General features: G+C 73.7%; 17 protein-coding genes. 6 read left to right on the top strand and 11 right to left on the bottom strand.

Annotation, left to right across the window (positions count from 1 at the left end):
* Positions 1–10: 10 nt before the first annotated feature.
* From ACNAVT_RS10695 to pdhA, 6 genes are all read right to left on the bottom strand, one after another.
* Entirely contained in the window at positions 11–1,843 is a 1,833-nt protein-coding gene (locus ACNAVT_RS10695) for an NHL domain-containing thioredoxin family protein (protein ID WP_416295140.1), read from the bottom strand.
* A 118-nt stretch (positions 1,844–1,961) separates the two neighbouring features.
* Positions 1,962–4,517, bottom strand: a complete 2,556-nt coding sequence (locus tag ACNAVT_RS10690; protein WP_416295139.1) for a hypothetical protein — start codon at positions 4,515–4,517, stop codon at positions 1,962–1,964.
* A gap of 344 nt (positions 4,518–4,861) precedes the next feature.
* Positions 4,862–4,999 carry a hypothetical protein gene (locus tag ACNAVT_RS10685; RefSeq protein ID WP_262283549.1) on the bottom strand — a complete coding sequence of 46 codons (138 nt, stop codon included), beginning with the start codon at positions 4,997–4,999 and terminating at the stop codon, positions 4,862–4,864.
* Between the two features lie 222 nt (positions 5,000–5,221).
* The gene (locus tag ACNAVT_RS10680; protein ID WP_416295209.1) at positions 5,222–6,697 is read right to left on the bottom strand and encodes a dihydrolipoamide acetyltransferase family protein; all 1,476 of its coding nucleotides are present in this window, start codon (positions 6,695–6,697) and stop codon (positions 5,222–5,224) included.
* A gap of 5 nt (positions 6,698–6,702) precedes the next feature.
* Positions 6,703–7,692, bottom strand: a complete 990-nt coding sequence (locus ACNAVT_RS10675; protein WP_416295138.1) for an alpha-ketoacid dehydrogenase subunit beta — start codon at positions 7,690–7,692, stop codon at positions 6,703–6,705.
* A complete protein-coding gene (pdhA, locus tag ACNAVT_RS10670) occupies positions 7,692–8,870 on the bottom strand; it encodes a pyruvate dehydrogenase (acetyl-transferring) E1 component subunit alpha (RefSeq protein WP_416295137.1) in 1,179 nt (392 codons plus the stop codon). The genes ACNAVT_RS10675 and pdhA overlap by 1 nt, the downstream gene beginning before the upstream one ends.
* 494 nt (positions 8,871–9,364) lie before the next feature.
* On the opposite strand from pdhA, the gene ACNAVT_RS10665 reads away from it, so the two are divergent.
* The gene (locus tag ACNAVT_RS10665; RefSeq protein ID WP_416295135.1) at positions 9,365–10,117 is read left to right on the top strand and encodes a hypothetical protein; all 753 of its coding nucleotides are present in this window, start codon (positions 9,365–9,367) and stop codon (positions 10,115–10,117) included.
* A gap of 7 nt (positions 10,118–10,124) precedes the next feature.
* On the opposite strand, the gene ACNAVT_RS10660 is transcribed toward ACNAVT_RS10665, so the two are convergent.
* From ACNAVT_RS10660 to ACNAVT_RS10650, 3 genes are all read right to left on the bottom strand, one after another.
* A complete protein-coding gene (locus ACNAVT_RS10660) occupies positions 10,125–11,342 on the bottom strand; it encodes a hypothetical protein (RefSeq protein ID WP_416295134.1) in 1,218 nt (405 codons plus the stop codon).
* Between the two features lie 53 nt (positions 11,343–11,395).
* The gene (locus ACNAVT_RS10655; RefSeq protein ID WP_416295208.1) at positions 11,396–13,054 is read right to left on the bottom strand and encodes a GTPase; all 1,659 of its coding nucleotides are present in this window, start codon (positions 13,052–13,054) and stop codon (positions 11,396–11,398) included.
* Between the two features lie 103 nt (positions 13,055–13,157).
* A complete protein-coding gene (locus ACNAVT_RS10650) occupies positions 13,158–14,996 on the bottom strand; it encodes an ABC transporter (protein ID WP_416295133.1) in 1,839 nt (612 codons plus the stop codon).
* A gap of 219 nt (positions 14,997–15,215) precedes the next feature.
* On the opposite strand from ACNAVT_RS10650, the gene dnaK reads away from it, so the two are divergent.
* The 5 genes from dnaK to ACNAVT_RS10625 all read left to right on the top strand — a co-directional run bounded on the left by dnaK (position 15,216) and on the right by ACNAVT_RS10625 (position 20,084).
* Positions 15,216–17,069 (top strand): molecular chaperone DnaK, encoded by a 1,854-nt coding sequence (gene dnaK / locus ACNAVT_RS10645; RefSeq protein WP_416295132.1) that lies wholly within the window; start codon positions 15,216–15,218, stop codon positions 17,067–17,069.
* A 46-nt stretch (positions 17,070–17,115) separates the two neighbouring features.
* Positions 17,116–17,868, top strand: coding sequence for a nucleotide exchange factor GrpE (grpE, locus tag ACNAVT_RS10640; protein ID WP_416295131.1), 753 nt, complete (start codon positions 17,116–17,118; stop codon positions 17,866–17,868).
* A gap of 76 nt (positions 17,869–17,944) precedes the next feature.
* On the top strand, positions 17,945–19,126 hold the full coding sequence (dnaJ, locus tag ACNAVT_RS10635; RefSeq protein WP_416295130.1) for a molecular chaperone DnaJ: 1,182 nt from the start codon (positions 17,945–17,947) through the stop codon (positions 19,124–19,126).
* Between the two features lie 29 nt (positions 19,127–19,155).
* A complete protein-coding gene (locus tag ACNAVT_RS10630) occupies positions 19,156–19,596 on the top strand; it encodes a heat shock protein transcriptional repressor HspR (RefSeq protein ID WP_416295129.1) in 441 nt (146 codons plus the stop codon).
* Between the two features lie 278 nt (positions 19,597–19,874).
* Entirely contained in the window at positions 19,875–20,084 is a 210-nt protein-coding gene (locus ACNAVT_RS10625) for a hypothetical protein (protein ID WP_416295128.1), read from the top strand.
* A 129-nt stretch (positions 20,085–20,213) separates the two neighbouring features.
* Here the strand turns inward: ACNAVT_RS10625 and ACNAVT_RS10620 are convergent, their stop codons facing one another.
* Positions 20,214–20,642 carry a hypothetical protein gene (locus tag ACNAVT_RS10620; RefSeq protein WP_416295126.1) on the bottom strand — a complete coding sequence of 143 codons (429 nt, stop codon included), beginning with the start codon at positions 20,640–20,642 and terminating at the stop codon, positions 20,214–20,216.
* A 170-nt stretch (positions 20,643–20,812) separates the two neighbouring features.
* Positions 20,813–22,021 carry a cation:proton antiporter gene (locus ACNAVT_RS10615; protein WP_416295125.1) on the bottom strand — a complete coding sequence of 403 codons (1,209 nt, stop codon included), beginning with the start codon at positions 22,019–22,021 and terminating at the stop codon, positions 20,813–20,815.
* Between the last annotated feature and the right edge of the window lie 4 nt (positions 22,022–22,025).

The following is a 22,025-nucleotide window of genomic DNA, read 5'->3' as shown; positions in this document are numbered from 1 at the left end:
TGCCGGTCGGTCAGGCGTCCAGGCCGCGCAGCACCAGCGGGAGGCGGGTCGCGCCGCCGTCGACCACCCGGACCGGGACGCCCCAGTCCTGGCGGGTGAGGTGGCAGGCCGCGTGCTCGACGTCGGCGTCGCAAGTGGCGGCCTGGGCGGTCACCTGGAGCACGCCCTGGGCCACCGACCCGTCGACCACCAGGCGGCGGGACAGCTCGGTGCCCGTTCCGGCCCCTTCGATCAGCAACTCGGGCGGGGACGCCGAGACCACCAGCCGGGTCGACGGGCCGTACGTCTCGTCCAGCTTCTGCCCGGGGGCCGGCGTGAAGATCACGTCGAGGGTCAACTCGCCCGCCGCCACGTCGGTGGGCTTGCGCTCCAGCTTGTGCCGAGGGCCGTCAACCGTGTTCGCCCCCGCCGCGGTGAGCGCGCCGGGGGCCAGCCGGGTCAGCCGGTGGGCGGCCGACTCGACCACGAGCACCTCGCCCTCGGCGGTGAGCACCAGGTCGCTCGGCTCGGCCAGCCCGTCCGCCACCGTGGCGACCTGGTCGGTCTCCGGGTCGAAGCGGCGCACCGCGCCGTTGTACGTGTCGGCGATCAGCACCGAGCCGTCGGGCAGCGCGCACACCCCCAGCGGGTGCTGGAGCAGCGCCCGGTCGGCCGGGCCGTCGACGTGGCCGAAGTCGAAGAGGCCCTGCCCGACGGCGGTGCCCATCGCCCCGTTCTCGACGTACCGCACCGCGCTGGTCTCACTGTCGGCGATCCAGAGCCGAGCGCCGTCGGCCGAGACGGAGAGGCCGGAGGGCTGGGCCATCCAGACGTCCGGCAGCGGACCGTCGCGCAGCGCCTCGACCGTGGTGCCGGCGTACATGCCGGCGGTCCTTCGGATCGGGTCGAACCACCAGAGCTGGTGGATGCCGGCCATGGCGACGATGACCTTGCCGTCGTACCAGGCGACATCCCAGGGGGAGGAGAGGTCGACCGAGAGCGCGTCGTGCGCGTGGTCGTCGACCGTCGAGCGCCACTGCCGACCGGTGCCGGCCACCGTGACCACTTCGCCGGTGGCGAGCCGCACGCCGCGCAGCAGGTGGTTGACGGTGTCCGCGACGACCAGGTCGTATCCGGCCACCTCGGCGGCGGAAGCGGGGAGCAGGCAGAGCCCCTGCGGCTCGGAGAAGGTGGCACTCCCCGCCGGGCCGTCGGCGTGGCCGCGGGTGCCCGTGCCGATCCGACGGAGCACCTTCTCGCCGTCCGGGGCCAGCTCGACCAGGGAGTGCCGGGCGGAGTCGGAGACCAGCAGGTTCCCGCCGTCCAGCACCACGGCCTTGCCGGGGAAGCGCAGCGCGGTCTCCGGCTCGGCGGGCGGGACGTACGGGCCCTCGCCCCGGTGCAGGGTGCCCTTCGCCTCGTGGGTGGCGACCAGCTCGTCGATCAGCCGGGCCAGTCCCTCGGCGTGGCCTTCGCCGGCCATGGTGGCGACCACGTAGCCCTCGGGGTCGACCACCGACAGGGTCGGCCACGCCTTCGCCGCGTACTGCTGCCACATGTCCAGCTCGGGGTCGTCGAGCACCGGGTGGTGCACCCCGTACCGCTCGACGGCCGCGGCCAGTGCGTCCGGGTCCTTCTCGTGCTCGAACTTGGGCGAGTGCACGCCGATGACCACGAGCACGTCACCGTACTTCTCCTCGAGCGGGCGTAGCTCGTCCAGCACGTGCAGGCAGTTGACGCAGCAGAAGGTCCAGAAGTCGAGAATCGTGATCTTTCCCCGAAGATCGGAGAGCTTCAGGTCCCTGCCGCCGGTGTTCAACCAGCCCCGACCGCGCAGCTCAGGTGCCCGTACTCGTGCGCTCATCCCTTCAGTCTGCCGGACCGGGCGGCCCGATCCGGACGGCACCCCACGGGGGATGGATCACACCCCGGACACACGGCGGTGGGGCCACAGCGCACCGTGACCCCACCGCCGGGAACTGCTACTGGGCGGCCGGCTTGAGGCAGAGCACCCGGTTCCCCTCGACGCCCTTGAGCTCCACGTACGGCTGCGTCGGCTCGGCGCACTTGTCCTTGCTGTCGACCTTCGAGACGACCTTGAACGCGCCCGGCTCGGCGCAGTCGGCCTCCGCCGCGCTCGTGCCGGACTGCTTGACGCAGGCGCCCACGGCCGGGTTGAACGGAGCCGGCTTGTCGCTCCCGCCGATCTTGCCCAGCAGGGCGAGCAGGCCGAGCGGGACGGTGAGGATCAGCACCGCGGCGATCAGCACGAGGGCCAACACCCGGCCGTTGCGGACCTTCGGCGTCGGTGCCTCGGTCTGCGGCTCGGCCTCCGGCTTGAACGCGTCGAAGCGACCCTGGTCCGCGCCGTTGGCCGGGCCCTGCTGCCAGGCCGGCGGCGCCGGCTGGGGCGGCGGCGGGAACGCGGGCGGGAAGCCGCCCTGGCCCGGCGCGCCCATCGGCCCCTGGCCGGGTACGGCGACCGACGCGCGACCACCCTGCGGCCCGCCGAACGGGTCCTGCCCGCCGGTGCCGGCGAACGGATCCTGGTGGCCGCCGGCAGGCCCGGCGAACGCGTCGTGGCGGTCGTTCGGGCCGCCGAACGGATCCTGCCGACCACCGGGGCCGCCGAACGGGTCCCCGGCGTGCTCGTCGCTCTGTGGGTGCACCCCGTTGACCGGACGGTTGTTTCCGGCCGGGTCCACGAAGGACGGCATACCGGGCGGGAACGGCGGCGGGCCGACGGGCGAGGGCGGTGGCGCCGACGGCACCGGGGGCGCCTCGGCGAAGGCGTTCGGGGCCGCCGGACGGTCGAAGTCGTCCACCCGGGGCTGCTGGCCGGGCTCGTCGAAGCGCGGGCCCTGCTCGGGGAAGCCATTCGGGACGTCCGGCCCGGGAAACTCCTCCGGTTCGGAACGGGTCGGCCGGCCGTACACCCGAGGCTGTGGGGCCGGTGCCCCGGCCGTGGGCAGGGGCTGGTCGGCAGGGGGCGTCACCCGGCTGGCCATCGGCACCGAGGCGCTCGCCGAGACGTGCCCGGCCGCGCCGGACTCCGGGGAGGTACGCGGGCCGGGCAGCACCGGACCGGCCGGCGACTGTGGCTCCTCGCGCGCCGGCTCCGACGAGCCCCAGCCGGCCTGCTCCGGCTCGTACGCCTGCGGGTCCCGGCCGGTCGGCGCGTAGTCGTCGGGCGGCGATGCGGCTAGGGCGGCACCCGGCACCCGCTGCTCCTGTCGCGGCAGCGGCACCGCGTTGGCCGGGGAGATGCCCGGACCCAGGCTCGGCTGGTAGTGCGGCGCGCCCTCGGCCTGGGCCGGCTCCCAGCCGTTCGACGCCGACTCCTCCGGCGTGGCCTCGGCGGACCGGCCCCACGCCTCACCCGGCGCCCACGGTTCGGCGTCGGGGATGGCGGGACGCTCGGGCGTCCACTGCGCCGGGTTGTCCTGGTTGCCGCCCCACCCGGACGGGGAGTCGGAGGCCGACACCGAGACGTCGGCGCGCGCCGACGCCCAGGCCCCGGAAGCCGGCTGGTCGCCGGGCACCGGGACGGCGGCCGAACCCTGGTCGTCCGGTGCGCCCCAGGCCGGCGCCTGCGCCTCGGCCTGCCCGGCGGCCCGCCCCGCGGCCCAGCCTCCGGAGCGGTCCGGGTCGTCCTGCCCCGGCCAGCTGTTGTCGGCCGTTGCGCCCGGCACGGACACCTTGGCGGCGGCGCGGGCGGTCGGCTCGGTCGGCGTCCAGGCGGGTGCGGACTCCCCCTGCTGGCCCCACGCCGGCTGGTCGTCCTGCTGGGTGCCGGCCCCGACGGCCCAGCCGCCGGAGCGGTCGTCCTGCGGGCCGGCCGTGGCGTTCCAGCCGCCCGAACGCGCCGGGTCGTCGGCCGGCTGCCCGGCGGGCGTGGCCCACGGCTCGTGGGGCGTGGGGACCTGGGCGGCACCCCGAGGGTTGGGTTCACCCGGCTGTGCCCAGGCCGGCTGCTCGCCGTGCGGCGCGGCCGGTCCGGGCGCGGCGCCCCATGCGGACCCGCCCTGCTCGGCCGGTGTCCAGGCGGGCGGGCCCGGTTCGGGGGAAGCGTTCGACGGGGCGCCGGTGGCCCACGCGGGCGCGACCTGCTCCCCGGGTGCGGCCGGTGGGGCCGTCCAGGCGGGTGCCCCCTGCTCCGGTGCGCCCCAGGCCGGTCCGGCCTGCTCGGGCGCGCCCCACGGGGGGCCGCCCTGCTCAGGGCTGGCCCAGGTGGGCTGCGGGGAACCGCCCCACGCTCCCGGCCCATCCGGCGGCGGCACCTGCGCGGAGGCTCGCCCGGCGGCGGGCTGGCCGCCCGGCGGCGCCCAGGCGGGGGGTTGGTCGTCCGGGGCGGCCCAGGCGGGGGCCGGCTGGGCGGAACGACCGGCCGGCGGGGGTGGAGCCCAGCCGAGGTCGGCAGCGCCGGGGTACCCGTGGTCCTGCTGCGCCGGTCGGTCGCCGTACGGCGCCGGTCCGCCGGCGCCCGGCGACACCTCGCCCGGCTCCTGGCCAGGGCGGTGCGGGGCCTCGGACGTCATGGGTGCGCCTCCTCCATCACATGTCGGCCGCCGATGCCGATCGGGACCGTCGGCATGGTTGCCGGCGTCGCCGGCCGGTACCGGCCGTGCGGGCTCCCCGCACCGTATCCGGTGGCCGCCGGGAGGCGCCCGGGGGAGCACCGGCCGTCACTCGCCGTCACCAGACGCTGTCGATCGGTTTCTCTGGATCGGTCCGGGGTGGGCGGGCGGCGACCGAGCCCCACCGTACCGGGCGGCGCTGCGAGGTGGAATCCCGGTGTCGATCGACGTGAAACGCCGAAGACCCGCCCGGTCGCGCCGGGCGGGTCTTCGAACTGGAGGAGGTGAGGAAGGTATGTGGAGCGTCAGCTCAGGTGACGCTGGGCGATGGCGAGAAGCTCCTCGCGGACCGCGGGCGAGTTGGCGGAACGCAGCGCGTGCTCGATGGCGCGGGCACGGCGGTTGGCGTCGCGGCGGTTGCGGATTCGCTCGATCATGCTCATCTGGGTCTCTCCTCCTGGCTATTCGGTTGTCAGCCCCTTGATGTCTCTATTGAAGCGCATAACGCGGCCAACTTCCATCGATTATTAGGTGAGCTGAGCCACGTGCCTAAGGATCGTAGGCCAGCGCCCTTGTCTAGCCGAAGGTTTGTCTCCCTACGGCAACGGCCGGTGTGCCGGGCGTTCACCCGTGGCACACCGGCCGTTGCCTGGTGCGGTGGAGCGTCAGGTCCAGGCGAGCAGCGCCGCCTCCGGATCGGCCAGGAAGTCCCCGATGTCACGGAGGAACTTCGAGCCGAGCTCACCGTCGATGATCCGGTGGTCGAAGGAGAGGCCCAGGGTGGTGACCAGGCGCGGCTTGACCTTGCCCTTGTGCACCCACGGCATCTCGCGTACCGCGCCGAAGGCCAGGATCGCCGACTCGCCCGGAGGCAGGATCGGCGTACCGGTGTCGACGCCGAAGACCCCGACGTTGGTGATGGTCAGCGTGCCACCGGACATGTCGGCCGGGGAGGTGCGGCCGGCCTTCGCCGTCTGCACCAGCTGGGTCATCGCGTCCGCCAGCTCACGCAGCGAGAGCCGGCCGGCGTCCTTGATGTTCGGCACGATCAGCCCGCGCTCGGTGGCCGCCGCGATGCCCAGGTTGACGTAGTCCTTGACCACGATCTCGTCGCCGGCCCAGGTCGAGTTGACCATCGGGTGGCGCTTGACCGCCAGCAGCACCGCCTTGGCGACCAGCAGCAGCGGGGAGACGCGCACCTCACGCCACTCGCGCCGCTCGCGGAGCCGGTCCAGGGCCTTCATCGCGCGGGTCACGTCGACGGTCAGGAACTCCGTCACGTGCGGGGCGGTGAGCGCCGAGCGCGACATGTTCTCGGCAGTGAGCTTGCGTACCCCCTTGACCGGGATGCGCTGCTCGCGGTCCGCGCCGAAGCTCACGGCCGCAGTGGCCGGGGCCGCGACCGCGAAAGGCTCGGCCGCCGGGGCCGCCGCGGCCCGCTGTACGTCCTCCCGGGTGATCGAGCCCAGCGGGCCCGAGCCGGTGAGCGCCGTCAGGTCGACGCCGAGGTCCTTGGCGAGCTTGCGGACCGGCGGCTTGGCCAGCACGAGGCCGCCGGAGCGGCCGGTGCCGTTCACCGCCGGCGCCGGCGCCGCCGGGGCGACCGGCGCGGGCGCGGCCTGGACCGGCGCGGCCTGGACCGGCGCGGCCTGGACCGGGGCGGCCGGGGCGGCTGCCGCCGGTGCCGGGCTGCCGCCCTTGCGCGGGCGACGCTTCGCCGCCGTGGTCCGCGGGCCGTAACCGACCAGCACGGCGGTACGCCCACCCGGGGCGGGGCCGCCGATCAGGCCCGGCTCGACCATGCCCTCCTCGGGCGCGACCTCGACGGCGGCCAGCGACGCCGCCGACGGGGCGGGACGGGAGGCTTCCGTCGGCTGTTCGATCGGCCCGGCGCCGGGGTCGGTGTCGATCGCGATGATCGGCGTGCCGACCTCGACCGTGGTGCCCTCCGGATGGAAGATCGCCTGCACCTGGCCGGCCCACTTCGCCGGGATCTCGACCGCCGCCTTGGCGGTCTCCACCTCGACGATCGGCTGGTTCAGCTCGATGACGTCGCCCACCTTGACCAGCCAGGCGAGGATCTCGCCCTCGGTCAGGCCCTCACCCAGGTCGGGGAGGTTGAACTCCTTGATCCGCGACATGCCACTCACCAACCGAAGGTGCGGTCGACGGCGTCGAGCACCCGGTCGAGGTCGGGCAGGTACTCCTCCTCGACCCGGGCGGCCGGGTAGGGGGTGTCGAAGCCGGTGACCCGCAGCACCGGGGACTCCAGGGAGTAGAAGCACTCCTCGGTGATCCGGGCCGCGATCTCGGAGCCCAGGCCCAGGTTGCCCGGGGCCTCGTGGACGACCACGCAGCGGCCGGTGCGCTTCACCGACTCGTACGCGGCGGAGAGGTCCAGCGGGGAGAGCGACCGCAGGTCGATGACCTCGAGCTCCCGGCCGTCCTCGGCGGCGGCGGTGGCCGCGTCCAGGGCGGTCCGCACCATCGGGCCGTACGCCAGCACGGTGACGTCGGTGCCCGACCGGGCGACCCGGGAGGCGTGCAGCGGGTACGCCTCGGACAGCGGCGCGTCCAGCTCGACCGGCCCCTTCTCCCAGTAGCGCCGCTTGGGCTCCAGGAAGACGATCGGGTCGTCCGAGGCGATGGCCTGCTGGATCATCGAGTACGCGTCCTGCGGGTTCGCGCAGGTCACGACCTTCAGGCCGGCGGTGTGCGCGAAGTACGCCTCGGGCGACTCCGAGTGGTGCTCGACCGCACCGATGCCACCGCCGTACGGGATCCGGATGACCATCGGGATCCGCACCTTGCCCTGCGACCGGTAGTGCATCTTCGCCACCTGCGACACGATCTGGTCGTACGCGGGGTAGACGAAGCCGTCGAACTGGATCTCGCAGACCGGCCGGAAGCCCCGGATGGCCAGGCCGACCGCGGTGCCGATGATGCCGGACTCGGCGAGCGGGGTGTCGATCACCCGCTGGTCGCCGAAGTCCTTCTGGAGGCCGTCGGTGATCCGGAAGACGCCGCCGAGCTTGCCGACGTCCTCGCCCATGATCACGACCTTCGGGTCGTTCTCCAGGGCCTTGCGCAGACCGGTGTTGAGGGCCTTGCCGAGGGTGAGGGTCTCCGTGGCCATCAGTGCGCGCTCCCCTCGAACGACTCCATGTACTTCGTGAACTGCGCCCGCTGCTCGTCCAGCTCGGCCGACCCGTTGGGGTAGACGTGGTCGAACATCGTCACCGGCTCCGGGTTGGGCATTGCGAGCACCCGCTCGCGCAGGTGCACCGACTCGGCCTTGGCCTGCTCGTCGATCTCGGCGAAGAACGACTCGTCGGCGATCTGCTGCCGGGTCAGGAACGCCTTCATCCGGGCGATCGGGTCCTTGGCCTGCCAGGCCTCGACCTCGCTGGCGATCCGGTAGCGGGTCGGGTCGTCGGAGGTGGTGTGCGCCCCCATCCGGTAGGTGTAAGCCTCGATCAGGCTCGGGCCCTGGCCGTGCCGCGCGTTGTCCAGCGCGTGCCGGGTCACCGCGTACGACGCGAGCACGTCGTTGCCGTCCACCCGGACGCCGGGGAAGCCGAAGCCACCGGCCCGCTTGTACAGCGGGACGCGGGTCTGCCGCTCCAGCGGCTCCGAGATGGCGTACTGGTTGTTCTGGCAGAAGAAGACCAGCGGGGCGTTGAAGACGCTGGCCCAGACGAACGCCTCGTTGACGTCGCCCTGGCTGGTGGCGCCGTCGCCGAAGTACGCGATCACCGCCTCGCCGTCGTCGCCGCCGGTCTTGCCGTCCATGGCGACACCCATCGCGTACCCGGTCGCGTGCAGGGTCTGCGCCCCGATCACGATCGTGTACATGTTGAACTTGAACTCGTTCGGGTCCCAGCCGCCCTGGTCGACGCCCCGGAACAGGCCGAGCGGCATGATCGGGTCGATGCCCCGGCAGTAGAGGACGCCGTGCTCACGGTAGGTCGGGAAGGCCATGTCCTGCGTGCGCAGCGCCCGGCCGGAGCCGACCTGCGCGGCCTCCTGGCCCAGCAAACTGGCCCAGAGGCCCAGCTCGCCCTGACGCTGGAGGGCCGTGGCCTCGGCGTCGAGCTTGCGCACCAGCACGAGGTCGCGGTAGAGGCCGCGGTACTCCTCGTCGGTGAAGTCGACGCGGTACTCGGTCCCGTCTGGGCCGAGTGCGCTCTCGATCCGCTCGCCCTCGGGCGTGAGCAGCTGTACGAGTTCCGGCTCGCCCGCTACGGCGGCACGCTTGGAACGGGGTGCGGCCCGCCGGCCGCGGCTGGTGACCCCGGGGTCGCCCTTTGCCATCCGTCTCTCCCTGTCTGGTCTGCGTCGGCGCCGGGGGGTGACCCGTGCCGCGCACATCGTGCGCCGCCCGGCTTGAGCCGGGCTGGTTCCTGGCGGCCGCGCCTAGCCCCGGTGAGGGTTGCCGCGCGGCGTGAGCCGGATTCATGCGGGGAACCCGGCCCGGGAGCGCCGGCGCCGTTCCGCACCAGCCGCGGGGTGCGCGGAGGTGGCGGCTGCGTTGCCGTCGTGCCTGAATGATTGCAGAGGAGGTGAGGGGTCCCACAGTATGGCCTCCCCCGCCGGCGACGTTCCGTCTGGTTCGCGACGCATTGGCGTTTTGTCGCCTCGGCCGCCGACGGGCGACGGACAAACTGTGTGTCGACACGCTGTGCTGACTGGTGAACTGAGCGTTACTGGTTCAAGCTGACTGGTGCCCGGTGGGGGATTAACGGCGTTTGTCCGTTTGGCTCGGGATGTCCGGGCGGGCCGTGTCGACGTACGAGGAGTGGGTGCCGGTGTCCGAGCCAGCAGAAGATCCCCGTACGCCGTTCCTCGACCACCACCGGGCGGTGCCCCGAACCGGCTACCGCCGGCTGATCGGGGCGCACCGCGCGTCCGGCCTGGGCGGCCCGAGCCGGGGTTACCTCTTCACCGTCGCGCTGCTCGCCGGTACCGCGTCCATGCCGATCCTGGCCGCGATCAGCGCCGGGTCGGCCACCGTGGGCAACAGTGCGCTGCCCGACGGCAGCAGCACCCCCTTCATCCCGACCCCCTCGGTCGGCCCGGTGGTGATCCAACTGCCCGTCGGAACCCAACCTCCGGTCCTCCCGAGCCGGGCACCCGCCACCGGTGTGCCGCGGCCCGTGTCGGCGCTGGTCCCGGCCGCCCCGGCGCTGCCCGACGACCGCGACCTCGGCGCGCGCCGGCGGTCCCGGCCGGCCGTGCCGACACCCACCCCCGGCCCCACCCGCACCACGCCGACCGGCTCGCCGTGCCCGTCACGGGTCCCCTCGCCGTCGCCGTCGGCCTTCGAGCCGGCCGTACCGGACCCCACACCGAGCCCCACGGCCGAGCCGACCAGCACCCTCACCGGGCCGGCGATCGATCCCCCGACCACCGCCGCTCCGGAGCCCACCGCGACCGGCCCCGACGGCTCACCGCCGCCGCCCAGCGCGCCACCGGAGGAGTCACCCACGCCTGCCCCCAGCCCCACCGCCGCACCGGACCCGAGCCCGACAACCGCTCGGACGGGCGTGCCCCGCAGGTGAGGTGGGCTCAGGCCGGATCGTCGGTGAGGCGGTGCCGGTTGGCCTCGATCCAGGCATCCAGCGCCACCGGGTCGTCCGGGTCGACGCCGTCGGCCATGAGCTGGGCGACCGCCGCCGTGGCGGGACTGCGCCGTTCGCCCGTGCTGTAGAGCCGGGCGAACTCGGGGACCATCTCCTCGATCGCCTCGTCCGTCCGGCGGGCCGCCGGCACCGGCAGCCCTCGCTGGCGGGCCGCGTACGCGGCCCAGCCGCGCAGCACCCGGGGCAGCATCGCCGCGTCGTCCATGTCCAGTACCGCCCGGCGGTGCACCCAGTCGAGCAGGAACAGCTCGGCGACCGTCGGGCTCCACCGCATCGGGTCGGCGTCCGGGAAGCTCGCCGCGTGGTCGAGGAGCAGGCCCAGGCAGAAGTGCAGCGAGGCCAGCTCCGCGTCGGCCACCGTGTCCAGGCCGAACCGGGCCGCCTCCGGCGAGCCGAGGAAGGCCCGGACCAGCCGGGTCCGCTCCTCGTCGGTGGGCGGCGGGACGTCCGGCGCCCCGGCGGCCGAGCCGGGCAGCACGGCCAGTCGCGCGCCGACCAGGGCGCGGTCGGTGGCCAGTGAGCCCTGCGCGGGCAGCTCACCGAGGTCGTCGGTGACTGCCAGGTGCCGGCTCACCTCCGCGCGCATCCGGGACGGGTCCTCGGTACGGAACCAGGTCAGCTCGTCCTCGGTGCAGATCTCCCGGGCCTGCTCGACGACCCGCCCGGCGGGGCCGCCGACGAAGACGTCCTTGGTGATGCCGATGTTGTGGTCGACCAGGACCACCAGGGCGTGCTCCGGCCCGCCCTCGGTGTCGTCATAGGCGAAGGTCGCCAGGTAGGAGGTCTGGTCGCCGTAGACGTCCCCGTAGGCCCAGGCGCCGGTGAGGTGCACCCGGCCGAGCTGGCCGGCCCAGGCCGGGGCGGCCGCACCGGGGCGGACCCGGGCGGTGCCCTCGGCGTCCGGCACCAGCGCGGCGAACACGGCGCGGATGGTGGTCGCGGCGGCGCTGCGCCGGCGCGACGTGGCAGCGAGGAATCCGGCCACGAACTCGCGGACGGCGTTGTCCCGGTCGGTTTCCGCGACGGCGTAGACACTGCCCAGCAGCGCGGCGCCGAGCATCTCCGCGTCGAGGGCGGAGTCGAGCCTCGTCACGTCGCGAGCGGCGTGCAGTACCGCGTCGTAGGGGGTCTGTGGCGTGGCCATGCACCGACCCTACGCCGCCCGGCCGGCCCGGGGCAGCGGTGAGCACGCCGGGCTCAGCGCCGGGCGGCGTCCCGCAGCGCCTCCCGGGCCTCGGCGTAGTGGGCCAGCACCGCCCAGACCGGGTTCAGGACGTACTTCTCGCCGATGCTGCCCACCGAGGTCATCAGCCGCCGTTCAGCCCGCTGCCGGGCGCGTCGCGCCGCCCACCGGATCACCGGTCTGGTCAGTGCGGCGACCAGCAGGCCGGCGAGCAGGCCGCCGAGGAGCAGCACGGTCGGCCAGGGCACCTCGCCGAGCCTCGGGTTCTCCAGGGCCGGCAGACCGAGCGCGCGCACCGCGTAGCCGAACACCAGCCAGCCCAGCCCGGCCACCGCGGCGACGGTGACCAGCCACTGGAGCGCGCCCACCACCCGCCACCAGGCCGGTCGCCGCTCCAGGCCCAGGTCGGTGGCGGCCACCGCGTGGTCCAGCGCGTCGGGCAGGTCGGACAGCCGGGACCGGGCCGCGGCGGTCACCGCGGCCGGCCACGGCGCCGGCAGGTCGGCGGCGCACCGGTCGGCCACCGCGCGGATGGCCAGGTTGAGCGCCGAGCGCTGGGTGGCGGTGGGATCGGGTACGGAGGTCGCCGCGACCAGGCTCTCCGCCGACGTGTCGGCGCCCCCGCCGAGCAGATGCAGCCGGCGCAGCGGGTCCGGCCGAAGCTTCCGCCACCCGCGGACCAGCGGCCAGCCGGTCGTCCCGCCGGCCCGGTGCCGGTACGCGGCCTCCACCGCCTCGGACACGATCGGCACCCCGGCCGCCCCGGCCAGCGCCGCGGTGAGTTCACGCGCCGACGCGTCGCTCGGGTCGGTCGGCGGCGGCGCCGGCCCGACCAGCGGGTCCAGGCCGGCAACCACGGCGTCCACGTCGCCGGCCAGCCGCCGCAGGGCGGCCTGCCGCTCGGCGACCGTACGCTCCAGCTCGGCGCGGAGCCCGTCCAGCCCGTCCGGGTCCACCGCGACGGTGGGCAGCAGCGGCACCCCGGCCAGGCCGTCGGCGTCGAGCAGTCGGCGCAGGTCGCCGAGGACCCGGGGCAGCTCGGCCGGGGGCAGCCGGTCGGCCTGGTTGAGCACGACCACGGTCACGTCCCGGTGCCGGTGGAACTCGCGCAGGTAGCTGGTGTGGATCACCCGGTCGGCGTACTTCTGCGGGTCGACCACCCAGACCACCAGGTCGACCAGGCCCAGCAGCCGGTCCACCTCCAGCCGGTGGGACCGCTGCACCGAGTCGAAGTCGGGCAGGTCCAGCAGGACCAGGCCGTGCAGGGCGGCCTCGTCGTCACCGTCGAGCGCGCTCTCCCGGACGAACCGGTGCCGGGGCAGCACCCCGAGCCAGTCGAGCAGCCGGGTCGCCCCGTCCAGCGGCCCCCACACGCAGGCGTGCGCGACCCCGGTGGTCGGCCGGCGCACGCCGACCGGCGAGAGGTCCAGCCGGGCGAGGGCGTTGAACAGGCTGGACTTGCCGCTGCCGGTCGCCCCCGCCAGGGCGACCACGGTGTGGTGCCCGGAGAGGGCAAGCCGGGTGCCGGCCCGCTCGACCACGGTGTGCGCGGGGACCAGCTCCGCGTCGGGCACCTGGCCGTCCACGGCGTCGAGGAAGCGCTGGACCGCCTGGACGCGCGCGACCAGGGCGTCCGGGTCGATCCGCTGCTCGCCCCGGAACGCCTCCCGCATCCGACCGACGATGTTGCTCACCTCGGCCCACCTTTGTCTCCGGCCCGCGTCACGCAGCGGCGGCGTCCCGCGCGGGCGGCTGCCCGGCGTCCCTCCGGCGCGCTCACCGGCGGCCACCCTGATCGGCGGCGGGCAGCGCCGGGCCGCCGGTGCGGGACAGGCCGCTGCGGTGCCGCGCCTTCTCCACCTCGCCGGCCGCCCGGCGCAGCGCCGCGCCGGTGTCGGCGGCCGGGCGGGCCGTCTCCGTGCGGACGAGGAAGCGCTCGGCCTCCTCCGTCAGCAGCGTGCCCATCCGGTCCAGCAGATCCGCCCGGGCCTTGTTCGCCAGGTTCCGCACCGCCTGATCGCCGAAGATCGCCTGGAGTACCGCCTGCCCGGCGACCGCGGTGCCGGCGCCGGTGGCCACCTCCAGCCCGGTCGGGATGAAGGCGGTGGAGGCGAAGACCCCGATCATGACCGCCAGCCCGGTGGCGTTGACCGCGTACGCGGCGGTGCGGGCCACGAAGCGGCGGTCGCCGCCCTCGACCCGGACCAGCTCCAGCACCCCCCGCTGCCAGTCGCGGACCAGCCGTTCGGCGCGCTCGGGCAGGTCGGCGGAGGGGTGGGCGAGTTCCGGTTCGAGCAGCGCCGCGCCGGCCGGGTGCGCCTTCCACCCGGTGTACGCGTTCTCCGCCGCCTCGGCGGCCACCCCGCGCAACAGCGTCACGAGCTGGGACTCGATCGCCGAACGCAGCTCGGCGGCCGGGGCCGGCCGCCCGGTGAACGTGGCGACCATCCGGTCGCGCAGCCGACCGATCCGTGCCTCCAGGGTGCGGAAGAACTCGCCGGTCCCGACGAACTCCTGCCAGCGGGCCAGCACCTCGCCGCGGAGCAGCCGGCCGTCCTTGAGCCCCTGCGCGACGGTCCGTTCCGCCGCCCGGTACGCCGCCCGGACCCGCTCGTCCAGTGCGTCGGCGGCGACCATCTGCTCGTCGGCGGCCTCGGCCAGGCCCTCCACCGCGGGGTGCAGGGCGGCCAGCGCGCCGTCAAGGGTCTGCCGGACCACGGCGGACCGGGCCTCGGCGTCCGCGGCCAGCCGGGCGAACCAGGCGCTCAGCGGGGCGGTGACCCGCTCCGGCAGGAGCCCCTGCCCGTCGACCCAGGTCTCCGGCAGCACGAAGAGCGGTGCGGCGCCCAGGTCCTGGGCGGCGAGCATCTCACCCAGGTGGGGGGCGATCTCGTCGGCCGCTTCCGGGGGCACCCGGTCGAGGACCATGGCGATCACCGTGCCGCGAGCGCGGGCGCCGCGCAGCAGCTCCCACGGGACGGCGTCGGCGTACCGGGCGGCGGTGGTGACGAAGAGCCAGAGGTCGGCGGCGGCCAGCAGTTGCCCGGCGAGCGCGCGGTTGGCGTCGACCACCGAGTCGATGTCGGGCGCGTCGAGGAAGGCCAGCCCGGCCGGCAGTGCGGGTGCGGTGACCAGGTGCAGCGTGCCCGGGTCCTCGCTCGGGTCGCTGGTCCGGGTCAGGCCGGGCAGCAGGTCGCCCTGACGGAACCAGGCGGCGTCGGCCGGGTTGCAGACCAGCACCGGCGAGCGGGTGGTGGGGCGCAGCACCCCGGCGGCGCTCACCCGCGCCTGGACCAGGCTGTTGACCAGCGTCGACTTGCCCGCGCCGGTCGAGCCGCCGACCACCACCAGCAGGGGGGCGTCGAGGCGGGCGAGCCGGGGGAGCAGGTAGTCGTCGAGCTGGTGGGAGAGACCGGCGCTGATCCGCCGGGCCGGCTCCGCCGAGGGCAGGGTCAGCGGGAACCGGGCCGCCCCGATCGCGGCCCGCAGGCCGGCGAGCGCGGCGGGCAGACTCTCCGCGTCGCCGATGGGCAGGTCATCCCGGGCGTCGGGTCCAGTGCGGGCTGCGACGGCGGGCGCGCCGGAATGGGTGGCGGAATCGCCATGCGTCGTCACCGCTAAAGCGTGCCCGACCGATGCAAGGGAAGACAACCGGACGGCGATAACGCTCAGGTTGCGTCGGGTTGGCTCAACCTCGACTTGCGGTTTGCCGGCGGCGTGGCACTATTGAGTCAAGTTCACTCAACTTGTGGTGCGGTCGCTGCGGGCGGCCCGCCGGGCAGGTCGGGGGCGAGGCCCCTGACCTGCCAACCGTTACGAAGCGAGGAAGCGAACATGGCACGTGCGGTCGGCATCGACCTCGGCACGACGAACTCCTGCGTCAGCGTTCTCGAGGGCGGTGAGCCCACCGTCATTGCCAACGCTGAGGGCTCGCGGACGACCCCTTCGATCGTCGCGTTCGCCCGCAACGGCGAGGTGCTCGTCGGCGAGGTGGCCAAGCGCCAGGCGGTGACGAACCCGGACCGGACCATCCGCTCGGTCAAGCGGGAGGTCGGCACCAACTGGACCGTCGACATCGACGGCAAGAAGTACACCCCGCAGGAGATCTCCGCCCGCACGCTGATGAAGCTCAAGCGGGACGCCGAGGCGTACCTGGGCGAGCAGATCACCGACGCGGTGATCACCGTTCCGGCGTACTTCAACGACAGCCAGCGCCAGGCCACCAAGGAAGCCGGCGAGATCGCCGGCTTCAACGTGCTGCGGATCGTGAACGAGCCGACCGCGGCCGCCCTGGCGTACGGCCTCGACAAGGGCTCCAAGGAGCAGACCGTCCTGGTCTTCGACCTGGGTGGCGGCACCTTCGACGTGTCGCTGCTGGAGCTGGCCGAGGGCGTCATCGAGGTCAAGTCCACCAGCGGTGACAACCACCTCGGTGGTGACGACTGGGACCAGCGGATCATCGACCACCTGGTGAAGACCTTCCGCGGCGAGCACGGCATCGACCTGGCGCAGGACAAGATGGCCATGCAGCGGCTCAAGGAGGCGGCCGAGAAGGCCAAGATCGAGCTGTCCGCCGCCGCCACCACCAACATCAACCTGCCGTACATCACCGCCGGTTCGGCGGGCCCGCTGCACCTCGACGTCACCCTGACCCGCGCCGAGTTCCAGCGGATGACGCAGGACCTGCTGGACCGCTGCAAGGGCCCGTTCGAGCAGGCCGTGAAGGACGCCGGGATCAAGGTCTCGGACGTCGAGCACGTCATCCTGGTCGGTGGCTCGACCCGGATGCCGGCCGTGACCGACCTGGTCAAGCAGCTCATCGGCAGAGAGCCCAACAAGGGCGTGAACCCGGACGAGGTCGTTGCCGTCGGCGCCGCCCTCCAGGCCGGCGTGCTCAAGGGTGAGGTCAAGGATGTCCTGCTGCTCGACGTGACCCCGCTGAGCCTGGGCATCGAGACCAAGGGCGGCATCTTCACCAAGCTCATCGAGCGCAACACCACCATTCCGACCAAGCGCTCCGAGGTCTTCACCACCGCCGACGACAACCAGCCGTCGGTGCTTATCCAGGTGTTCCAGGGCGAGCGGGAGATCGCGGCCTACAACAAGAAGCTCGGCACCTTCGAGCTGACCGGCCTTCCGCCGGCGCCGCGCGGCGTGCCGCAGATCGAGGTCACGTTCGACATCGACGCGAACGGCATCGTCAACGTGCACGCCAAGGACCTGGGCACCGGCAAGGAACAGAAGATGACGATCACCGGCGGCTCGTCGCTGCCGAAGGACGACATCGAGCGGATGCGCCGGGACGCCGACGAGCACGCCGAGGAGGACAAGCGCCGGCGTGACGAGGCGGAGACCCGCAACGTGGCCGAGGCGCTCCAGTGGCAGACCGAGAAGTTCCTCGCCGAGAGCGGCGACAAGCTGCCCAGCGAGAACCGCGACCAGATCAACGAGGCGCTCGGCGAGCTGCGCGGCGCGCTCGGCGGCCAGGACATCGACAAGATCAAGGCAGCCCACGAGCGGCTGGCCCAGGTGTCCCAGCAGGCCGGTTCGCTGCTCTACTCGCAGCAGCAGGGCGAGCAGGGTGCGCCGGGCGAGGCTGGGCCGGGCGCAGGTGCGACCGGTGGTGCGAAGGCCGGCGGTGCCGACGACGTGGTCGACGCGGAGATCGTGGACGAGGACAAGAAGTGACTTCCTGCCCCGGACACGCACGCACGGCAGGGATCGAGGTAACCGCATGACGCAGAAGCCGCGAGCCGCCGGCCCGAGCGCCGGCGACGAGCCGCGGATCGTCATCCGTGACAAGCGCAAGATCCGCAAGACCACCGAGCCCCCGGCGGACGCCACGGCTGCGGACGCAACGGCGGCGGACGCCGCGGCTGCGGACGCCGCGGCCGACGCACCCGCCGAAGGGCTGGTCGAGGAGGCCGAGGTCGTGGTCGACGAGATCGAGACCGAAGCCCCGGTCGCCGGCCCGCCCGTGGTCGACGCGCCGGCCGAGCCGACCGAGGAGGGCGAGGAGGTCGAGGAGGTCGTCAAGCCGGGCGGGCCGCTCGGCGCCGAGCTGGAGGCGATCCAGGCCGAGCTGGACGAGCGGACCCGTGACCTCCAGCGGGTGACGGCCGAGTACGCCAACTACCGCAAGCGGGTCGACCGGGACCGCAACCTGGTCCAGGAGCAGGCGACGGGTTCGGTGCTGACCGCGCTGCTGCCGATCCTCGACGACCTGGACCGGGCCCGCGAGCACGGCGACCTGGTGGGGCCGTTCGGCGCGGTCGCCGAGCAGCTCACCGCCGCGCTGGGCAAGTTCGGCCTGACCGTCTTCGGCGAGCAGGGCGACCCGTTCGACCCGACCCTGCACGAGGCGGTGGCCCACCAGACCTCCGCCGACGTGACCGAACCGACCTGTGTGCAGGTCATGCGCCGGGGTTACCAGCTCGGCGAACGGCTGCTGCGGCCGGCCATGGTCGCGGTCGCCGAGCCGGAGTAGTGCCGACCCGTGACGTCCCGTCCGCCCGCACCGGGCGGGCGGGACGACCGGGGTACCCGTGGAAGGGGGTGGACGGGTGAGTTCCAAGGACTGGATCGAGAAGGACTACTACGCCGCGCTGGGCGTGGAGAAGTCCGCCTCCTCCGACGAGATCAAGAAGTCGTACCGGAAGCTGGCCCGGGAGTCGCACCCGGACCACAATCCCGGTGACCCCAAGGCCGAGGAGCGGTTCAAGGCCGTCTCAGAGGCGTACGCGGTGCTCGGCGACGATAAGAAGCGCCGCGAGTACGACGAGATGCGTTCGCTCTTCGGCTCTGGCGCGTTCCGCCGCAACGCCCGCGGCGGGGCCCAGCCGGGTGGCATGCCGTTCGACGTCTCCGACCTGTTCGGCGGGGCGGCCGGCGGCGAGGCCCGCTTCGGCGGCGGCCTGGGCGACCTGTTCAGCTCGATCTTCACGGGCGGCGGTGGCGCCGGCGGTGCGGCCCGCCCACGTGGTTCGGCGCGGGGCCGTGACGTCGAGGCGGAGGTGGCGCTCGACTTCTCCGACGCCGTACGCGGGGTGACCATCCCACTGACGCTGCGCGCCCCCGGGGTCTGCGACACCTGCCACGGCAACGGGGCGAAGCCCGGCACTCAACCGGTGACCTGCCAGGTCTGCCACGGCGCGGGGGTAACCACCCGCAACCAGGGATCGTTCAGCTTCTCCGAGCCGTGCCGCAACTGCCAGGGCGTCGGCACCATCGTCGAGGAGAAGTGCCCGGAGTGCCACGGCACCGGCGGGGTCACCAAGACCCGCACGCTGAACGTCCGCTTCCCCGCCGGAGTGGCCGACGGCCAACGCATCCGGCTGGCCGGCCGGGGCGAGCCCGGCGAGCGCGGTGGGCCGGCGGGCGACCTGTTCGTCCAGGTGAAGGTCCGTCCGGACGAGCTGTTCGGGCGGACCGGGGACGACCTGACCCTGACCGTGCCGATCACGTTCGCGGAGGCGGTGCTCGGCACCGACCTGCGGGTGCCGACCCTGGACGGCACGGTGACGCTCCGGGTGCCACCGGGTACGCCGAGCGGCCGGGTGCTGCGGGCCCGGGGCAAGGGCGTCGTACGCAAGGACGGCCGCGCCGGTGACCTGCTGGTCACTCTCGACGTGGTGGTACCGGCGAAGGTGTCGGACGAGGCGCGGGCGGCGCTGGAAACGTTCGCCGAGCAGACCCCGCCCGCCGGGCGGGAACATCTCGACGCGCGGGTGCGTCGTTTCAGTTGACCGGGTGAAGGGCAGCGGAGGTGAGCGGGATGTCGGAGGAGTTCGTCGGCTCGGGTGACCCTGCCTACGAGGCCAAGGTCCTGATGATCTCGGTGGCGGCGCGGATGGCGGGGATGCACCCGCAGACCCTGCGCCAGTACGACCGGCTGGGCTTGGTGCAGGCCGGCCGGGCGTCCGGCGGCGGCCGCCGGTACAGCGTCCGGGACGTGGTGTTGCTCCGGGAGGTGCAGCGACTCAGCCAGGACGACGGGATCAACCTGGCCGGGGTCAAGCGGATCATCGGCCTGGAACGGTTGCTGGAGGAGGCCCAGCGGCGGGTGGCCCGGCTGGAGGCGGAGCTGGACGCCGCCTACCGCCGGATCGCGGAGCTGGAGTCGCTGGGCGGTTTCCCGCGCGGTGACCTCGTGCCCACCAACCGCACCTCGACGGCGCTGGTCGTCTGGCGACCCCGGCGCACCGGCGACCGCTGATCCCGCGCTCTGCCGCCCACTTACGCGGGCCGGCGTGTGCCCCTCTCGGGCCGCGCCGGCCTTCGCGCTTCTCCGCCCGGTTACGCCGCTGCGGCCCCATGGGTGGAACGCCGTGCACGCCAGGTCCGCCCAGCGACCTCCGTGGCGGTCCACCGATCGTTCCTGGTTGGCGGCTCAGGCGGGTTCAGGGAAAGCCGATCGCCGGACCGGGCGGGTCCGATAACCTGTGAATCAGGCCCAACCAACTCAATCCGGACGCCGAACTGGCAGGGGGAGCCATGGCGGAATCGGCGAAGAAGGTGGCGCAACAGGCGGAGGACCGGCTGGAGCAGGTAGCCGAGAGCGTCCGTGGGCAGTTCGCCCGGATCCTCGACGGTCGTTTCACCGACAAGATCAAAGACGGCCGCTTCCTCGACCAGGTGGACCACGGCATCGACCGGGCCAGGGCCGACGAACGGCTCAGAAAGCAGGGCGGATCGCCGAGTTGACGATGCGTCGACGTGCGGGCCGGGACCCACGGGGGGTCCCGGCCCGTTCGCCCGTCGGGGACGTGCGGGCCGGGACGCGGTGATGCCGTGTGGGGGTCCCGGCCCGTTCGCTGTCCGGGACGTGCGGGCCTAGAGCCGGCGGTTCTCCCGCACCAGGCCCCCCTCGCACCAGTCGCGGTAGACGAAGAGGTCCGGCCGGGCGAGCAGCACTCGACCGTTGTGCGCCCAGTTGCGCATCAGCTCGTCGCCGGCCCGCTCGGCCCGCTCGACCAACTTCCGGAAACGGCGCTTCGGGTGGGCTCGGAAGTTCGTCTGGATGCCGTCGGCGGCGTAGATGTAGAGGCAGTGCAGGGCGAATCGGCGGGCCGGACAGGCAGGATCCATGGCCAGCTCGAAGAGCGTCCCCACCAGGTGGTCACCCGAGACCAGCAGGTCCCAGTCCGGGGGCATGGAGGTCAGCGGCACGGAGTCCGGCCGGTACGCCCACGCCCGAAGCTCGGCCGGCGACGGGTCGACCGGGTTGGCGAAGCCGTGGAAGGTCTTTTCCTGCACGCTCACCGGCCAACCTTCCGCTTCCGCTCGCGGGCATCGGCCACCCGCAGAACCTGGCTGCTGGGGCGACACGGTAACGCGGTCCACCTCGCCTGCGGAAGACCTCCCCGGAACCCAATTTCAGCGACCGTTGGCCGGGCCGGGTCCACCTAACGGTCGACCCGGCCCGGGCGGAATCAATCCGCCACCGGCACCGGTGCGGGTGGCCGGGCACCGGCACGCCGACGCAGCCAACGCTTGAACCAGGGCATGTCCGGCAGCCGGGCCAGCAGCGGCCCGGTCACCACGGTGATCAGCACGTACGCCGTGGCGAGCCCCGCCAGCCGGGGTTCCACCGGTTGCGCGGCGGCGACGGCGAGCCCGGCGATGACGATGGAGAACTCGCCGCGCGGGGTGAGCGCGAAACCGGCCCGCCACCGACCGGGCTCGGCAATCCCGGCCCGCCTGGCGGCCAGGTAACCGGTGAGCAGCTTCGTGCCCATGGTCACCACGGCCAACGCCAGCGCCGGCAACAGCACCGGGGGCATGTCCCTCGGGTCGGTGACCAGCCCGAAGAACACGAAGAAGACCGCGGCGAAGAGGTCCCGAAGCGGCGACAGCAGTTCGGTGGCGTGGTGTGCCACCGGCCCGGAGAGGGCGATGCCGACGAGGAACGCCCCGACCGCCGCGGAGACCTGGAGCTTGGCCGCGACGCCGGCGACCAGCAGGGTCAGGCCGAGCACCCCGAGCAGCAGCGCCTCGGGGTCCTTCGCGGAGAGTGCCGCGGAGATCAGGTGGCCGTACCGGATGGCGACGAACAGCACGGCGACCACGGTGAGCACCGCGACGGCGAGCGCCATGCCGCCCTTGATCAGGCCGATCCCGGCGAGCAGTGCGGTGAGCAGCGGCAGGTAGAGGGCCATCGCCAGGTCCTCGATCACCAGGACGGAGAGGATCACCGGGGTCTCCCGGTTACCGACCCGGCCGAGGTCGCCGAGGACCTTGGCGATCACCCCGGACGAGGAGACCCAGGTGACGCCGGCGAGCACCACGGCGGCCAGCCAGCCCCAGCCGAGTATCAGCGCGAAGGCGAAGCCGGGTAGCGCGTTGAGCACCGCGTCGATCAGGCCGGCCGGGGCCGCCGAACGGAGGTTGCCCACCAGTTCGCTGGCGCTGTATTCCAGGCCGAGCATGACCAGCAGCAGGATCACGCCGATCTCCGCGCCGATGGCGAAGAACTCCTCGCTGGCGTTGAGCGGCAGTATGCCGCCGGTACCGAAGGCGATGCCGGCGAGCAGGTAGAGGGGGATGGGCGAGACGCCGAAGCGCCGGCTGAGCCGGCCGAGCAGGCCGAGCAGGAGCAACAGCGCGCCGACCTCGACGAGCAGAGTTGTGGTTTCGTGCATCCGC

Origin of the sequence: Micromonospora sp. SL4-19 (genome assembly GCF_047921475.1) — a bacterium.
In the GTDB taxonomy this organism is placed as follows: Bacteria; Actinomycetota; Actinomycetes; order Mycobacteriales; family Micromonosporaceae; genus Micromonospora.
This window is presented reverse-complemented; position numbering and strand designations above follow the sequence as displayed.

What these genes read in the sequence shown, in the direction of transcription:
- ACNAVT_RS10695 (WP_416295140.1), bottom strand. Translation starts at nt 1,843, where the DNA reads ATGAGCGCACGAGTACGGGCACCTGAGCTGCGCGGTCGGGGCTGGTTG.
- ACNAVT_RS10690 (WP_416295139.1), bottom strand. Translation starts at nt 4,517, where the DNA reads ATGACGTCCGAGGCCCCGCACCGCCCTGGCCAGGAGCCGGGCGAGGTG.
- ACNAVT_RS10685 (WP_262283549.1), bottom strand. Translation starts at nt 4,999, where the DNA reads ATGAGCATGATCGAGCGAATCCGCAACCGCCGCGACGCCAACCGCCGT.
- ACNAVT_RS10680 (WP_416295209.1), bottom strand. Translation starts at nt 6,697, where the DNA reads ATGTCGCGGATCAAGGAGTTCAACCTCCCCGACCTGGGTGAGGGCCTG.
- ACNAVT_RS10675 (WP_416295138.1), bottom strand. Translation starts at nt 7,692, where the DNA reads ATGGCCACGGAGACCCTCACCCTCGGCAAGGCCCTCAACACCGGTCTG.
- pdhA (WP_416295137.1), bottom strand. Translation starts at nt 8,870, where the DNA reads ATGGCAAAGGGCGACCCCGGGGTCACCAGCCGCGGCCGGCGGGCCGCA.
- ACNAVT_RS10660 (WP_416295134.1), bottom strand. Translation starts at nt 11,342, where the DNA reads ATGGCCACGCCACAGACCCCCTACGACGCGGTACTGCACGCCGCTCGC.
- ACNAVT_RS10655 (WP_416295208.1), bottom strand. Translation starts at nt 13,054, where the DNA reads ATGCGGGAGGCGTTCCGGGGCGAGCAGCGGATCGACCCGGACGCCCTG.
- dnaK (WP_416295132.1), top strand. Translation starts at nt 15,216, where the DNA reads ATGGCACGTGCGGTCGGCATCGACCTCGGCACGACGAACTCCTGCGTC.
- grpE (WP_416295131.1), top strand. Translation starts at nt 17,116, where the DNA reads ATGACGCAGAAGCCGCGAGCCGCCGGCCCGAGCGCCGGCGACGAGCCG.
- ACNAVT_RS10630 (WP_416295129.1), top strand. Translation starts at nt 19,156, where the DNA reads ATGTCGGAGGAGTTCGTCGGCTCGGGTGACCCTGCCTACGAGGCCAAG.
- ACNAVT_RS10625 (WP_416295128.1), top strand. Translation starts at nt 19,875, where the DNA reads ATGGCGGAATCGGCGAAGAAGGTGGCGCAACAGGCGGAGGACCGGCTG.
- ACNAVT_RS10615 (WP_416295125.1), bottom strand. Translation starts at nt 22,021, where the DNA reads ATGCACGAAACCACAACTCTGCTCGTCGAGGTCGGCGCGCTGTTGCTC.